Source organism: Collinsella aerofaciens, from assembly GCF_015670795.1.
Lineage (GTDB): Bacteria > Actinomycetota > Coriobacteriia > Coriobacteriales > Coriobacteriaceae > Collinsella > Collinsella aerofaciens_Q.
Map to the genome: position 1 here is coordinate 1 of NZ_JADPCJ010000017.1, position 15,147 is coordinate 15,147.

A 15,147-nucleotide genomic window follows, 5' to 3' on the forward strand; every position below is an offset into this window, starting at 1 on the left:
GGAGCATGGCCACCGGACCCATCGAAACACATCTCCACCATTCCTTCAACTGGGAAAATGCCGCCCCCGGGGCCCGGATAGGACCTCGGGGGCGTTCGGTTAACTGCGGGAGCGTGCCGTCAGCTCAATGTGTTCGGTTGGGATCGGAAATCAACCGCCTTGATCTTCCTGAACCGCGCCAAATACAACCAGGTGCCGTGCTTGAGGGTTGGCTTGCTTACGAGCTGATTGACGAAACGACGCCGGTTGAATGTGAAGCTGGCGGCCAAACCACATCCTCTGGTGATGAAAATCCTTTCTACGGCTTGACCAATCCGCAGACAATTGATTTGAGCACTCTTTAATCCCTGCTCATAGTATAAAAGCTGTCGTAATCCTCGCGAGGGGTCGCGCTTGAGCCCCGTCGATTGTGGTTTCCGCTTGGGAGGCCGCGGTTGGCGGGGCTTTTTGTTGAGTAGGGGAGTTGCCGGCGGCGTTGTGCTTGGATTGGCGGATGTGCGTCCGAAATCGGCAACAAAAAAGCCGCCATAGGCGGCTATCTTGTGCAATGGAGCCAGCGACCGGGCTCGAACCGGTGACCCCCGCTTTACGAGAGCGGTGCTCTACCAACTGAGCTACGCTGGCGGCCATGTGGTGACGCAACTGAGGCGTCAACGGCTGTCTATGATACGGGACATCGCACATCCGCGCAAGTGTTCTGACGGCTTTTCTCACTTTAAATGCACTAATATTGGAGACGCGATGTCTTGCTCTTACGGGTCTCAAACAGAATGGGGCAGCGATGGCACAACCCAAGATTCTTCTCACACGCATCGACGATCGTTTCATTTACGGGCAAGACGTTGAGCTGTGGAACGAAGCCGTGGGTTCCAACCTTGTCTTAATCGTCAACGACGAGATTGCGGCGGATTCGCGCCAATGGGCACCCATGAGGGTGGCGGCGCCAGAAGGCGTTTGGACACGGTTTTTCTCGGTGCAAAGGACCATCGACATCATTCATACCGCAACGCCGCGTCAATGGATTCTGATCATGGTGGCCTCACCCACCGATGCGCTCGCGCTGGTTAAGGGCGGTGTGCCGATCACCAAGATTAGCATTGGCCATATGCAGGCAGGGGATGGCAAGCGTCCCGCGACGCCCGCAGTCGCCGTAGACGATACGGACATCGCCGCCTTCAAAGAGTTGCAAGAACTCGGCAAAGAGCTAGAAATCCGTTATCTCCCCGGCTCCGACCCCGATCCCATCGAGAACCTGCTTACGTGTTCCCCTGGGGGCGGAGGAAAAACGGATCATTTAGCCCACATAGAGGGCCTGTGTTGCGCCGCCTGCCAAAACTATGCCGGTTTACTACGGTGAATTGTCAATCGCTGAGCACGCTGAATATGCGAATAATAAAACCGCAGGTAGACGTGGTGTTCATTTCCTAAGAACCAGCGTGTGGTCGGATATCGCGGGTTTATCGTAGTAAACTGGCATAGTTTTGTTATGCCATCAATTCAGTAGCAGCAATAATAAGCCAAAAGAATGAAAAAGCGCCCGTCGGTGGTGCCGGCGGGCGCTGCTGTGCGATATGTCGCGTTGTGGGCTTAGTGCCTCATAAAGTGATATTCGATCACATTGCTATAGGGGTGACCTGGGCCCACGATGCCCTGCGGGAACAGCGGCTGGTGCGGCGTGTCGGGGTACATCTCGGCCTCGAGGGCAAAGCCGGCGCCCCAGCCATAGTTGGCATCGTCTTTGGCGTGCTCGTCGCCCAGCCAATTGCCGGTGTAGAGCTGCACGCCCGGGGCGGTGGTGTAGTAGTCCAGCTCGCGACCGGTCCACATCTCCTCGACATGTAGGGCGCGACGCAGGTTGCGGCCGTACTGATAGCCATCGATGCACAGGCAGTGATCGTAGCCACGGGCCTGCTTAATCTGCGGGTCGTCGGCCTCCATGCCGGGTGCGATGGGGCGCAGCTCGCGAAAGTCAAACGGTGTTCCCTCGACCGGAGCGATTTCGCCGGTGGGGATGTTCTGCTCGTTAATGGGCAGGTAGTGGGCAGCGTTAGCAACAAAGAAGTGCTCACAGTCCATGCCGGCGTTATGACCGGCAAGGTTAAAGTACGTGTGGTTGGTCATGGACACGTAGGTGGCGCGGTCGCTCTCGCAGCCGTATTCGATACGGAAGCAGCCGGTGCGCGTCACGGTGAACACGGCCGTAAAGGTGCGGTTGCCGGGCAGGCCCAGCTCGCCATCTTCAAGCGAGGTGGTCATGCGCACGGCATTGTGGACCTCGTCGAGTTCAACGTCCCACACGCGCTTGTGTAGGCCGTGCTCAAGATCGCTGTGCAGGTTGTTGATGCCTTCGTTGGTGGGCATATGCCAGTCCGTGCCGGCGATGGTGATCGTGGCGCCCGCGGTGCGGTTGGCCACGGGGCCGATGGTCGCGCCAAAGCAGGCGGGGTTGTCAAAGTAATCCTCGAGCTTATCGAAGCCCAGCACCACATCGCGCACGTTGCCGGGAATGTCGGGCACATCGATACCCAGCACGGTGGCGCCATAGTCCATAATGCGAACGCAGATCTCGGGCCCGTTGAGGGTGTAACGATGAACGGGGGTACCGCACGGCGCGGTGCCGAAAAGCTCGGAAGTGATCATTTGGTTCCTAACATCGAGATATTTCGGACAAACTGTAGCGCGAACAGGTGAGATTATCACTACACCCCACTAAAGCAGGGAGTATTTTTCTCAAAAAAGTGATGATTGGAGCTGTGCGGGCGTTCATTTCTGACGCGCGCGAGTCTGATACAATTTGTTCGTTATTGTTTGAATTGACGTGAGCGTGGAACAGCGAGGACTCATCGTGATTAAAGCGGAGCGACAGGATAAGGTTCGGCAGCTGCTCGAGGAACAGGGAACGGTCTCGGTCAAGGAGATTTCGGATGCGTTAGGTGTCTCGGATATGACGATCCGCCGTGACCTTGAGGAGCTTGCGAGCCTGGGCGAGATCGAGCGCGTGCACGGCGGAGCCCGCAGTGCGCAGGGCCGTCCACACGCTATGCTGCGCCATGAGTATTCGCACAGCGAAAAGCGCACGAAGCATGCCGAGGAAAAGTTGCAGATTGCGCGCCGTTCTGTGGAGCTTATCGAGGAAGGCTCGACCATCTTTTTGGGCACGGGCACCACGGTTGAGCAGATGGCCTCGATGCTGCCGGCGTTTCGCCTGCGCATTGTGACCAATTCGCTTTCGGTGTTTAACCTGCTCGAGGCGCGCGAAGACTGCGACCTGTGCCTGGTGGGCGGCATGTACCGTCGCCGCACCGCCGCTTTTGTGGGACCAACGGCCGAGGATACCCTGCGTGCGCTGGGCATCGACGCGGCGTTTATCGGTGCCAACGGCATTCTGGACGGCGACGTGTCTACATCCAATATGGAAGAGGGCCGCATCCAGCAGCTCGCCTTTAGCAAGGCCGACTCGCGCTATCTGATCGCCGACTCCAGCAAGATCGGCAAGCGCGACTTCTACACCTTCTGCCGCCTGGACAATTTGGACGCCGTGGTGTGCGAGCCGGGTATCTCGGCCGAGGACCGCACTGCCATCGAGGAACACACGCAGGTCATCTGTTAGCTAACGCTGCAGACGATACTTCTGTCCTCTGCCGGCGCGGGGATTATCGCTTCACAATGACGCGCAGAATGACACGTAAGAGTAAAAACACCATTTGTGCGACAAATTTGATGACGCGCAAATCCGTTTGGGCTACAAGGAGGGGCCATTCTAAGGCAGGGTCAGATTCCGTATTTCGCTTTGATATCTCTTGAGAATGAATCGTAGTCTTCGTAGAGTTCGTCTCTGCTTTCATCTTCGGCGCGGTTCATGCGTTCAAGGAGTTTGTCCTTTGGGGACTCTTTTGTAATTTCTGACCTGCCGTCGGGTATTGTGGATTGCAAGAATAGTTCTAGAGCATGGACGTCTTTGAGTATGTAGCCCGTCGAACGGCCCGCTCCTGTTTTTTCGATTGCGCTGCAACTAACAAGCTGACCGAGGGTTCGTTTAACGGTTACCTCGCTGATATCGGGGCAGTTGGACCGGATGTCGGATTTCTTAATGACGCCGGGTCTCTGTTGAAATAGAACAGCGATGCGCGCTTGCTTCGACATGGGACGAGTGCTTGATTCAATTAAGGTACGCTGCTCGAGCTGTCGGTAGGCGGCTAGGGTTGTTCCGAGCATGAAACGGATAAAAGGTGCTTCGGTGTTTTGATTTTCATTCCATCCAGTGGAGCTTGCAGCGAGGGCGTTGTAGTAGAGCGCCTTGTTGTCTTCAATAAGTCGTTCGATGCTGATGTAACGCGCAACGTCGTATCCAGTCTTTTCGAGCAGCAGCGTTGTAAGGAGCCGGCTCATCCTGCCATTGCCATCGTTGAAGGGATGAATGCTAACAAAATCGAAGATAAAGCGGAGCGATATAAGGAGGGGATCGCAAACTTGGCGAGATACAGCATCGTTGAGGGACTGGCAGGCTTCTTTAATAAGTCCCGGGGTTGCTAGAGCCGAAGGGGGCCTAAAGCGCACAAATCGATTACCTTGATCGTCAATGGAGACGATTTCGTTATCGCCATCTTTCCAATGGCCTCCATACGAGATTGCCGTGTGCGCCATGAGGTCACGATGCAACTGCAGAATGACCGATGGCGTTACGGGAATGGAATCGTGTTGCTCGTGAATAAGTGACAGCACATCTCGGTATCCAGCGATTTCTTCCTCTGCGCGGGAGCTTGGCTTGGCGGAATACGCCATGATTGCTTTGAGTCTTTTTTGGGTGGTAACAATTCCTTCAAGTTCGTTGGAGGATTGGGTGCTTTGGATCTTAGCTTCCTCCATAAGTGACGATAGAAGTTCGGGTTTGACTTGACTCAGAGCAAGCTGTCGGCCTTTATGCTCGCGTATCGAGAGGAGGAGGTTGGTGATTGGAGTTGCCTCGAGTTCCGCTGGGACTGTGGTGTAATCGAACTGGCGCATGCGGCTCCTTTCGGTATCACGAACATACTTTCGATATCATAATACTATTAAATGATACCGAAAGTATGTTCGTGATACCGAAAACTAGAAACCATGCTTCATAACTGCTTGGAAAGTTCGGATTCGACTATCTTATTGTCTTGATCTGTAACAGGTAGGGCCGAAATACTCGACTAGATGTTACAGATCGAGACAAACGTGCGGCGCGGCTCGGTTAAAAACAAAAAGGCCGCATGCGAACCCGTGGAGGGATTCGTATGCGGCCGACGGGTGGCATGCGGCGGAAACTAGGCCATGAGCAGGCCGGTCTCCGCGACGTTCTTGTACCAGTACGCGCTCGCCTTGGGGTAGCGCTTCTGGGTCTCAAAGTCGATGTAGAACAGGCCGTAACGCTTGTTATAGCCGTTGGTCCAGGAGAACTGGTCCTGCAGCGACCACACAAAGTAACCGTCGACGTTTACGCCGCCGTCGATTGCCTTGAGGATCCATGCGAGATGCTGGCGCATGTAGTCGATACGAGGGGCGTCGTCGATAAAGCCATCCTCGAAGTCGTCCTTATAGCCCATGCCGTTCTCGGTGATGTAGATCTTCTTGTAGTTGGGGTAATCGTTCTTAATGCGGAGCAGCAGGTCGTAGAGGCCCTCGGGATAGATGATCCAGTCCCAATCGGTGGTGGGTATGCCTTCGCGCACGCATGACTCGCCCACGCCCTTGAGGAACCAGCGCGAGGAGCCCTTGTCGCCGGTGCCATTGTGGTTGATGTCGTTTTCGCCCTCGGCGGCACGCAGGAACTGGCACTTGTAGGTGTTGACGCCCAGGCAATCGTTGTAGGGGAGCGCGGCGGTCAGCGCGGCGATGTCCTCGTCGCGGACGTCGAGCTCGCCGCCGGCGATATGAGCCAGCTTGGTCGCAGCCTCCATGGTATCGGCTGCATAGTGGCCGCGGAAGGTGGCGTCGAGTACCCAGCGGTTGTTGATGACGTCGGCCATGCGAGCTGCCTCGCAGTCGGCGGCGTTGTTGGGGTCGAGGGGATACTTGGGCTCCAGGTTCTGGACAATGCCGATCTCGCCCTCAAAGCCGCCCTCATGGAAGGCGACGACAGCCTTGGCGTGGGCCACCATCATGTTGTGCATGAGCTGGAAGGCCTTGTCCAGGCGGTACTTCTCGCCGTGCGGCCAGTTGCCGACGATAAAGCTGCCCTCGGCGGTTGCGGGAATCTCGTTAAAGGTAAACCAGTGCTTGACCTCGGTGAACTCGGCAAAGCAGAACTTGGCGTACTCGACGAAGGCGTCGATGGTCGTGCGCGTCAGGAATCCCTCGCCGCCGTTCTGGTAAAAGGCCTCGGGCGTATCGAAGTGATCGAGCGTGACATAGGGGATAACGCCAGCTTTGTTGCAGGTGGCGAAAAGCTCGTGATAGAAAGCGACGCCCTCAGGGTTAATCTCACCGGTGCCACTGGGGAAGATACGGCTCCAAGCGATGGAGACACGGATGCCGTTGATGCCGAAGCGCTGGCACAGGTCGATATCGACCGGATACTTGTTGTAGAAATCGCTTGCGGGGTCGGGGGAGAAGCGACCCTGGGCAGCCAGGAAATCGTCCCAGGGCACTTTGCCCTTGCCGTGCGTACGGGTCTCGCCCTCAACCTGGTAAGCGGCGGTGGCGCCGCCAAACACAAAGCCGTCGGGGAACTGCATGGGGTTGGTCATGAGTCATCCTTTCTGTGGGATACGAATAGGGAGAGGTGCCCGAACTGGGGATCCGGGCACCAACAGAGGGAGGAACTAGTCGAGGTTCTCGCGGAGCCACTTGATGGCGCCAGCGGGGTCGCGGGTAAGGTCGATATATTCCTTACCGCGGGGAGCGAGCAGCTTAATGCCCAGACGATCGGTGTCGGCCTTCATGTCGTTGTAGTAGCTACGAACCTGCGGGGCGAGCACGATGACGTCGTACTGATCCATGATGGCAGTGTGCTGGCCATAGGCGCCTGCGGAGGAAGCGATGTTCTCTCCGGTCTGTGCGGCACCTTCCTTGATGGCGTTGGCGAGCATGGCAGAGGTGCCGGCGCCGGCGCACAGGACGAGGACCTTCAGACCATCGACATCCTTCTTAGCGGATGCGTCGGAGGCGGGCTCGGGCTGATCGGCGACAGGCTTGCTGTCGGCGGCAGCGGCGGTCGGCTCGACGGCAGCGGCGGTCTGCTCGATGGCGGGCGCAGAGGTGCTGGCGGCGATGGAAGCGGCACCATCGGACTCGAGACCCAGCTCGGCGGCGCGCTCGGCCTCCTGGTCGCAGAGCAGCTTATCGTATGCCTTCAAGAACGGCAGGTAAATGATGGCGTCCAGCAAGATGATGATTGCGACAAACACCAGGGCGATAAGCTGGAAGTTCGTGGTGATGAAGATACCGATGGGGGCAGGGGTAGCCCAAGGCACCACGAAGGAGAAGCCGTTCATGCCCACATTGTCGATAAAGAACTTGGCAACACTCACGTTGACGCAGCCGGCGGCAACAAAGGGGATGAGCATGTAGGGGTTAAGAATCATCGGCGCGCCAAAGAGCAGCGGTTCGTTGACGGCGAAGGCAACAGGAACAATCGAGGCCTTACCGACGGCTTTGAGCTGCTTGGACTTCATAAAGAGAATCAGCAGAAGCGGTACGATGAACGTGGCGCCGGTGCCGCCGAACTCACCCACGAGCGACATGTTAAAGGTGAGGGAATGGGCGGGGTGACCACCGGCCAGCAGAACCTGCAGGTTCTCAGCCTGGTTGGCAAGACGGATGGGGTCGATGCCCGGCTGGACAATCGAAGGACCATGGACACCGATGAACCAGAAGAACGCAGTGGCTGCCTGGATAAGGATAAGGCCAGGATAGGTTTCTGCAGCGGTAAAGAGCGGGGAGAGCAGTTTGATAAGCAGCTCGGAGAACGGAACGCCCATGAGGTTGCGCACGACGACATCGATGATGCCGCAGATGATGACGGCGCCGCCAAAGGGGATGATGTCGCGGAAGTTCTGAGCGATGGCGCCCGGAACCTCCTTGGGCAGCTTAATGGTCAGATCGCGCGAGACGCAGAACTTATAAACCCACACGGTAATGAACGCGGCGATATAGGCCGAGAACAGACCGCGCGTACCCATGCTGGTGCAATCGAAGACCGAAAGCTCGGAGCCGTCGAACTTGGTGGTGAACTGCGTAACAGCGAGCAGCAGCATGCTGCACTGGGCAGCCACCATGGTGGAGCCGTCGTTGAGCACCTTGCCGGCGGGCATGCGACGGTTCATGGAAGCCGTAAAGTTCTTGGCGGTGGTGCCGGCAACCATGATGCCCATGACGCCCATGGTGAAGTTGTACAGCTTGTTGCACCAGTCGATGAGCGGCTGGGGCAGCGTGATGCCAACTACGCCGGGAAGGGTGGCGATCAGCAGAAAGATCGAAGAGGTAAGGACGATGGGCATGCACCCAAGGAATCCGTCTTTGATGGCCTGGAGGTAGATGTTTCTCGAGATCTTCTCGAAGAACGGTTGATGCTTTTCGAGCATCTTTACGATGGCGTCCATAGAGCTCCTTTGCTGCTCGATGCGCGATGCATGTGGATGGAACTGGTCGTCGATGGATGGTCAGGACTGCCCGGAAACCTTCCTGCTTAAGGAAGGCATTGCGAAATGACAACGTTGTCATTTCGTTAATGACAACGTAAGACATTTTTGGAAGAGCAACAAGGATATACGGGTGAGCGGTCGATATTGTCCGGTAAACGGTTGATTTGTCAGTCGAGCAGGTAGTGTATGCTAGAACACAAAAAAACAAGCGATAGAGAACCGAGTGGAGAAGCAGTGGCAACGATGGACAAGAAAAATGTCTCAATGAATGATGTGGCAGTTGCCGCAGGCGTTTCTCTCAAGACGGTTTCGCGTGTGATCAACGAGCCCGATAGCGTGCGAGAGTCGACACGCGATAAGGTTCATTCGGCCATGGAGGTGCTCGGGTTTCGAACCAACTTTGCCGCGCGTTCGCTCAAGTCAGGCCGTTACGGGTGCATCGGCGTCGTGCTGTTTCACTTGTCGGGCGGTGCCGTGGACATGATTGCCGGTATCGCCGATGCCGCCGAAGAACGCGGCTTTGCGCTCACGATGATCAAAAAGCGGGCAGGGGAGAAGATGACCCTTGCCGATGCGGCGCGTAGGATGTCGCAGCTGCCTGTTGATGGCATGATCTTCAACCTGCGTCAGATGGTCGATGACTTTGATACCTTTGAGGCACCGAAAGACCTCAAGACGGTGATTATCACGCCGATGGAGCATCCTGCCTGCTCTACCGTTAGTGACGATCAAGAGGGCGGTGCGCGCATGGCGTGCGAGTACTTCTTAAATCGTGGGCACAAGAACGTATACTTCGTCTCTGGTAAGAAAGAGGCGCTGTCGAGCCAGTGTCGTATGAAAGGTTGGCGTGCGGCACTCGAGGCGCGTGGCATTGAGCCGCCCGAGCCTCTGCAAGGCGATTGGAATGCGGATAGTGGCTATGCCGCGGGCCTTGTGCTTGCCGATAAGCCCGATTGCACGGCGGTCCTCGCTGCTAACGACTGCATGGCAAACGGCGTGATGATGGCTCTACGTGATAAGGGTTTGAGTGTGCCCGATGATGTGTCCGTGATCGGCTTTGATGACGAGCTATACAAGACGATACCTAATTCGATTTTGACCTCAGTAAAGTTTCGCCATCGCGAGTTGGGTGTTCGTGCGCTCAACGAAGTCGTTGCAGGCCTTGAGGCTCCGAGCTCAAGAAGCCGCACGCTTGTGTCGGGCGTGCTGATCGAGCGTTCCAGCGTAAAGGACTTGCGGGCGTAGACGTGCTCGGCCTATTCCGTTTGTCTCAATCTGTAACAGCTAGGACCCAAAAACTCGGCTAGATGTTACGGATCGAGATTTTTGGCCCGGCTTATTCCGTTTGTCTCGATCTGTAACAACTAGACGGTCAAAAGTGGTCTACATGTTACAGATTGAGATTTTCGGCTTGGCCTGTGCGTTCATCTCGATCTGTAACAGCTAGGACCGAAAAACTCGGCTAGATGTTACAGATTGAGATGAACAGGAGGACGGGTGCGGTCTAAACAAAATGGCCCGCGCATCACACATCGATGCACGGGCCATTTATTGTCTGCAAGCGGCAGGTGGTGTCAGCGTCTTATGCCTCGAGGTTTTCCTCGATCCAGGCGACGGCACCCTTGGGATCCTTAGTGAGGTCGATGTACTGTTTGCCCTTGGGCGACAGCAGCTTGATGCCCAGGCGGTCGGTGTCGGCCTTCATCTCGTTGTAATAGGTGCGAACCTGCGGAGCCAGGACGATGACGTTGTACTGGTCCATGATGGCGTAGTGGCTGCCGTAGGCACCGGCGTTGGCGGTAATGTCGATGCCCAGCTCGTCGGCGCCTTCCTTAAGCGCGTTGGCGAGCAGTGCAGAGGTGCCGGCGCCAGCGCACAGAACCAGAACCCTCAGATCCTTGCCCTTAAGGGCGGACGGAGCTGCGGAGGCCTCAGTGGCAGAAGCGGTCTCGACAACAGGAGTCTCAACGGCGGGGGCGGCAGCGGTCTTGACGGCCTTGGTCTCCTCGGCCTCTTCTTCGGCCAGGGTCTCGGCCTCCTGCTTGCACAGGACGTTGTCGTAGGCCTTGCAGAACGGGTAGTAGATCAAGAAGTCAACGACCAGCAGGACGACAACCAGGACCAGAGAGATCGGCTGGAAGTTGGTGTCGATGAAGGTGCCGATCGGTCCGGGGAGTGCCCACGGCATGGCATAGACAAAGCCGTTCATGCCCAAAAAGTCGATGAAGAACTTACCAATGAGGACGTTGGCCACGGGGGCAAACAGGAACGGGATCAGGAAGTACGGGTTGAGGATGATGGGCGCGGCGAACAGCAGCGGCTCGTTGACGGCGAACATCACGGGCACGACAGAGGCTTTGCCGACGGCCTTGAGCTGCTTGGAGCGCATAAAGAGCAGGAAGATGATCGGGACAATGAACGTGGCGCCGGTGCCGCCGAGTTCGCCGATGTAGTTACCGAAGTTTTCGGTCAGGGCGAGGGCGGGGTGACCGCCGGCCTGCAGCGTGGCGAGGTTGGTGGTGATGTTGCCAAACAGCGCGGCGTTGAGGGCAGGCTTAACGACCGAGGGGCCGTGGATGCCCATGAACCAGAACAGCGGGATCATGAACCAGATGAGGGCGAGGCCGGCGTAGGAATCGGCAGCGGCGAACAGCGGGCTCACCAGCGTGGAGATGACGTTGGCAAACGGGACGGCCAAGCAGGTGCGGCAGATAACGTCGATGACGGCGACAAACAGGATGGAGAAGCTGAAGGCGAAGATGTCGCGGAAGTTCTGGGCGATGGCGCCGGGGACTTCTTTGGGCAGCTTGATGGTGATGTCTCGCTTAATGCAGAAGGCATAGATGTTGACCGTGGCAAATGCGGCGACAAAGGAGCTCAGCAGGCCCTTGGTGCCCATGTTGTCGGTAAAGAACACCGAGACATCGGCGCCGTCGATCTTGGCACTCGTCTGGGTAACGGCCAAGATGAGCATAGCGCACATGGCGGCGACCATGGTGCTCGTGGCGTTGATGGCCTTGCCGGCAGGCATGCGGCGGTTCTTGGAGCCGGTCAGCGCGCTTGCGGTGGTGCCGGCGACCATGATGCCCACGACGCCCATCGTGAAGTTGTAAACCTTGTTGCAGAAGTTCACGACGTCGACGTTCCACCAGTCGGGCAGCGTAAAGCCGCCGACCGTGGCGACAACGCCCGGCAGGGTCGAAATAAGCAGGAAGACAGAAGAAGACAGGATGATGGGCATTGCTGCCAAAAAGCCGTCTTTAATGGCCTGAAGGTAGATGTTCTTAGAGACCTTGTCGAAGTACGGCTGACCTTTCTCCAAGAACTTAACGATCGATTCCATAGTTCACGCTCCTCTTTGCATGAAATCTTAATGGCATGGACGTTGAAAACCTATATGGTCTCCCGCTTGCTAAAAGCCCGGGTGCAGGCGGGGTCGGTCCCAGGGGGAGAGAGGGGAGCGGCTGGGTTTGTATCGCATAGGGCCGCTCCCTTCTCGGGGGAAAGCGAGGCGATGCGCTACTGCGCGTCCGCCATAGTGTCGGCGAGCTCCTTGTACCAGAGTGCCGACTGCTTGATGTAGCGTTTTTGCGTGTCGAAGTCGATGTAGAACAGGCCGTAGCGCTTGTTATAGCCATTGGCCCACGAGAACTGGTCCTGCAGGCTCCAGATAAAGTAGCCCTGGACGTCGACGCCCTCGGCGCGCGCCTGGAGCACCTTCTCCATGTGCTGGTCGACAAAGTCGATGCGCTCGGGATCGGCGACGATGCCGTTTGCGTCGGGCTCGGGGTCCTTGTGGCCCAGGCCGTTTTCGGTGATATAGATGACGGGGAGGTTGGGATAGGTGGCGCTGATGTGCTTGAGCGTGTCGTAGAGGCCTTGCGGGTAGATGAGCCAATCCCAGTCGGTGGTGGGGATACCCGGCATATCGACCTGCTGCCCGACGCCCTTAAACTTAAAGCACGAGGTGCCCTTGTCTCCGGTGCCGTTAAAGCTGTTGGTTGACTCGCCATCGTAGGCGGCGATAAACGCCGACTGATAGTAGTTGAGGCCGAACATATCGTTGCGGGGCGCCGCCTTGGCGAGCTCCTCCATGTCGCTGTCCTCAACCGTAAGTGTGGCGTTGTTGGCACGCAGAATCTCGTTGATGAGTGAGAGGGTGCGCGCGGAGTAGTGACCCAGGAAGGCGCCGTCCATGATGAAGTCGGTGTAGAAGGCGTTGTACAGGTCGGCGGCGTGCTGGTCGGCGGGCGAGTCGGTGGCAGGATATGCCGGCGTCAGGACGTTGACCATGCCAATGCGTCCGCCCAGGTGCTCGGTCTCGTCAAGATCCTTATACAGGTTGACGGCGCGGGCGTGGGCAACGAGCTCGTTGTGCTGGCTCTGGATGCCGCTCGTCACATCAAAGTGATGGTTGGGCGGGAAGTTGCCTTGGATGTATTGGGAGTGCGAGAGGCTGATGAGCTCGTTGATGGTGAACCAATTCTTGACCTCGCGGAACTCGCGGAAGCAGAACTCGGCATAGCGCACATAGGCGTCGACGGTCTTGCGGTTGAGCCAGTCGCCCTGGTTGAACAGGGCGGCGGGGGAGTCAAAGTGATGCAGGGACACATAGGGCTCGACGCCATACTTTTTGCAGCAGGCGAACAGCTCGTGGTAGTGCTTAACGCCCTCGGCGAGGGGTTCGGCATCGTCGCCGTTGGGGAAGATGCGGGTCCAGGCGATGGACACACGAATGGCGTTGAGTCCATGCTCGGCAGAAAGGCGGATATCCTCCTCGTAGCGGTTGTAGAAATCACTGGCCGGGTCGGGCAAAAAGCGACCCTGGGCGACAAGGTAATCGTCCCACATGGTCTTACCCTTGCCTGCCACCTTCGTGGAACCTTCCGTTTGGTACGCGGCGGTTGCGGCGCCCCAAACAAAGCCCTTCGGCAGCTGCTGTACGCGGTTTAGCAAAGACATATGCATACACCCTCTCGTCTCGCTGTTCGATATTGTGCGTTTGCGCTCAGGAGGCTCCCTGGTTAGCGTTCAGCGGTGAAAAAGCCCGATAAACACTATCTTAAAATGATTAGAACCAAAATGAGCACGTGAACATTTGACAATGAGCACGTTAACATCCGGCTGGGATGTATAGAAACAAAACAACTTCAAACAGCCGCGAACGGTTGTATTTGTTCGGTAAGCGGTTTTGATTGACAGAAGTTTTCATGTTGTGGTATATGGCTCGGGTATCATGAGCACGTTATCAATGTATGTACGATGCGCCATGGGCGCGGGGAATAGTTGGGAAGCAGGTTAGCGTGGAAGGCATGGATCAGCAGACAAGGAATGGTCGTTCGGCGAGCGCGGCAGAGGTTGCGGCGCTCGCTGGCGTGAGCCGCCAGACTGTGTCTCGCGTGGTCAACGGTATGCCCAACGTGACGGAAAAGACGCGCAAGCGTGTGCTGGCCGCCATGGAAGAGCTGGGCTTTCGTCCCAATTTTGCTGGAGCGGCGTTGCGCGGCGGGTCGTATCGTTCTATTGGCCTGTGCATGTACAACATCACACGTGTCGGTAACCTGGCGACGCTCGAGGGTATCATGCAAGCGGCGCGCGAGCACGATTTTGCCGTCACTATGATCGAGATGGGCGGCGACAAGCCCTATGCACTTGCCGATGCCTCGCGCCGCATGGTCGAGCGACCCGTCGACGGCATGATTCTCAACATGAACCGCATGGCTCCCGATTTTGAGGAGTTTGTTCCCCAGCCGGGAGTGCGAACGGTCATCCTGTCCATGTATGCGCATCCGCGCTGCACGACGATCGACTCCGACCAGTATGGTTCGTGTGAGCTGTTGACCAATTATCTGCTGGAACATGGTCACTCGAATATGCGGTTTGTGGCGGGTCCGGAAAACTCGATTTCCTCGCGTTTTCGTGAGGCCGGTTGGCGCGATACGCTGGGTCGTGCTCATGTCGATGCCGCTCCGATGCTGCGTGGCGATTGGAGCGCGGACAGTGGGTACGCCATGGGCGAGCGGATTGCGGCCGAGGTGCTTGCCGGCGGGTCGCAGGCGCCGACTGCCGTGCTTGCGGCAAATGACCAGATGGCGCTGGGCGTTATCGCCGCGCTCGAGAACGCGGGCCTGTCCGTGCCCGACGACGTGAGCGTGGTTGGTATCGACGACGCACTCGAGGGACTTGTTCCTCACAATCGGCTGACGACGCTGCGATTTGATTTGCGCGGTGTCGGTAAGCTTGCGTTTGAGGCGGCGATTGGAGAGAGCTCGTCTATCGAGGCGATTCATGTGCCGAGCACGCTGGTCGAACGCTCGACTGTTAGGGACATACGGGGTTAGGTCCTACTCCGTTTGTCTCGATTTGTAACAGGTAGACGGTCAAAAGCGGGCTACGTGTTACAGATTTAGATTCTTCGGAAAGAGCAATCCTGTTCGTCTCAATCTGTAACAGCTAGGACCAAAAAACTCAGCTAGATGTTACAGATTGAGACGAACGGCTTCCGACCTGAACAAAAAGGTCGGGGGCGGCTCGCCGT

Annotated in this window: 11 protein-coding genes and 1 tRNA gene; 5 read left to right on the forward strand and 7 right to left on the reverse strand. The window is 57.2% G+C overall.

What is annotated here, in order from left to right; all coding sequences use genetic code 11:
- A partial coding sequence (locus I4W09_RS10455; RefSeq protein WP_230318712.1) for a DUF4352 domain-containing protein occupies positions 1-344 on the forward strand: 344 nt, incomplete at its 5' end.
- 204 nt (positions 345-548) lie between these two features.
- Here the strand turns inward: I4W09_RS10455 and I4W09_RS06380 are convergent.
- Positions 549-624: transfer RNA gene (locus I4W09_RS06380), tRNA-Thr, on the reverse strand.
- Positions 625-781: 157 nt separating this feature from the next.
- Here I4W09_RS06380 and I4W09_RS06385 point away from each other — a divergent pair.
- Positions 782-1,357, forward strand: a complete 576-nt coding sequence (locus I4W09_RS06385; RefSeq protein WP_196032954.1) for a PTS sugar transporter subunit IIB — start codon at positions 782-784, stop codon at positions 1,355-1,357.
- A gap of 230 nt (positions 1,358-1,587) precedes the next feature.
- Here the strand turns inward: I4W09_RS06385 and I4W09_RS06390 are convergent, their stop codons facing one another.
- On the reverse strand, positions 1,588-2,640 hold the full coding sequence (locus tag I4W09_RS06390; RefSeq protein WP_196032957.1) for an aldose epimerase family protein: 1,053 nt from the start codon (positions 2,638-2,640) through the stop codon (positions 1,588-1,590).
- 205 nt (positions 2,641-2,845) lie between these two features.
- On the opposite strand from I4W09_RS06390, the gene I4W09_RS06395 reads away from it, so the two are divergent.
- The gene (locus tag I4W09_RS06395) at positions 2,846-3,610 is read left to right on the forward strand and encodes a DeoR/GlpR family DNA-binding transcription regulator (RefSeq protein WP_271756691.1); all 765 of its coding nucleotides are present in this window, start codon (positions 2,846-2,848) and stop codon (positions 3,608-3,610) included.
- Positions 3,611-3,771: 161 nt separating this feature from the next.
- On the opposite strand, the gene I4W09_RS06400 is transcribed toward I4W09_RS06395, so the two are convergent.
- The 3 genes from I4W09_RS06400 to I4W09_RS06410 all read right to left on the reverse strand — a co-directional run bounded on the left by I4W09_RS06400 (position 3,772) and on the right by I4W09_RS06410 (position 8,567).
- A complete protein-coding gene (locus I4W09_RS06400; RefSeq protein WP_196032960.1) occupies positions 3,772-5,004 on the reverse strand; it encodes a Fic family protein in 1,233 nt (410 codons plus the stop codon).
- 287 nt (positions 5,005-5,291) lie between these two features.
- Positions 5,292-6,713, reverse strand: coding sequence for a 6-phospho-beta-galactosidase (lacG, locus tag I4W09_RS06405; RefSeq protein ID WP_230318713.1), 1,422 nt, complete (start codon positions 6,711-6,713; stop codon positions 5,292-5,294).
- Positions 6,714-6,788: 75 nt separating this feature from the next.
- Positions 6,789-8,567 carry a PTS lactose transporter subunit IIBC gene (locus I4W09_RS06410; protein WP_196032963.1) on the reverse strand — a complete coding sequence of 593 codons (1,779 nt, stop codon included), beginning with the start codon at positions 8,565-8,567 and terminating at the stop codon, positions 6,789-6,791.
- A gap of 285 nt (positions 8,568-8,852) precedes the next feature.
- On the opposite strand from I4W09_RS06410, the gene I4W09_RS06415 reads away from it, so the two are divergent.
- Positions 8,853-9,854: a LacI family DNA-binding transcriptional regulator gene (locus I4W09_RS06415; RefSeq protein ID WP_196032966.1), complete on the forward strand. Its 1,002-nt coding sequence runs from the start codon at positions 8,853-8,855 to the stop codon at positions 9,852-9,854.
- A 337-nt stretch (positions 9,855-10,191) separates the two neighbouring features.
- Here the strand turns inward: I4W09_RS06415 and I4W09_RS06420 are convergent, their stop codons facing one another.
- Together I4W09_RS06420 and lacG (I4W09_RS06425) are read right to left on the reverse strand one after the other, a co-directional pair.
- Positions 10,192-11,952, reverse strand: coding sequence for a PTS lactose transporter subunit IIBC (locus I4W09_RS06420; RefSeq protein ID WP_196032969.1), 1,761 nt, complete (start codon positions 11,950-11,952; stop codon positions 10,192-10,194).
- A gap of 176 nt (positions 11,953-12,128) precedes the next feature.
- Complete coding sequence (gene lacG, locus I4W09_RS06425; RefSeq protein WP_022094683.1) at positions 12,129-13,571, reverse strand: 6-phospho-beta-galactosidase; 1,443 nt, start codon at positions 13,569-13,571, stop codon at positions 12,129-12,131.
- Between the two features lie 350 nt (positions 13,572-13,921).
- Here lacG (I4W09_RS06425) and I4W09_RS06430 point away from each other — a divergent pair, with 350 nt between their 5' ends.
- The gene (locus I4W09_RS06430; protein WP_040358938.1) at positions 13,922-14,950 is read left to right on the forward strand and encodes a LacI family DNA-binding transcriptional regulator; all 1,029 of its coding nucleotides are present in this window, start codon (positions 13,922-13,924) and stop codon (positions 14,948-14,950) included.
- The last annotated feature ends 197 nt before the right edge of the window (positions 14,951-15,147 follow it).

What these genes read in the sequence shown, in the direction of transcription:
- I4W09_RS06385 (WP_196032954.1), top strand. Translation starts at nt 782, where the DNA reads ATGGCACAACCCAAGATTCTTCTCACACGCATCGACGATCGTTTCATT.
- I4W09_RS06420 (WP_196032969.1), bottom strand. Translation starts at nt 11,952, where the DNA reads ATGGAATCGATCGTTAAGTTCTTGGAGAAAGGTCAGCCGTACTTCGAC.
- lacG (WP_230318713.1), bottom strand. Translation starts at nt 6,713, where the DNA reads ATGACCAACCCCATGCAGTTCCCCGACGGCTTTGTGTTTGGCGGCGCC.
- I4W09_RS06415 (WP_196032966.1), top strand. Translation starts at nt 8,853, where the DNA reads ATGGACAAGAAAAATGTCTCAATGAATGATGTGGCAGTTGCCGCAGGC.
- I4W09_RS06410 (WP_196032963.1), bottom strand. Translation starts at nt 8,567, where the DNA reads ATGGACGCCATCGTAAAGATGCTCGAAAAGCATCAACCGTTCTTCGAG.
- lacG (WP_022094683.1), bottom strand. Translation starts at nt 13,571, where the DNA reads ATGTCTTTGCTAAACCGCGTACAGCAGCTGCCGAAGGGCTTTGTTTGG.
- I4W09_RS06430 (WP_040358938.1), top strand. Translation starts at nt 13,922, where the DNA reads ATGGATCAGCAGACAAGGAATGGTCGTTCGGCGAGCGCGGCAGAGGTT.
- I4W09_RS06390 (WP_196032957.1), bottom strand. Translation starts at nt 2,640, where the DNA reads ATGATCACTTCCGAGCTTTTCGGCACCGCGCCGTGCGGTACCCCCGTT.
- I4W09_RS06400 (WP_196032960.1), bottom strand. Translation starts at nt 5,004, where the DNA reads ATGCGCCAGTTCGATTACACCACAGTCCCAGCGGAACTCGAGGCAACT.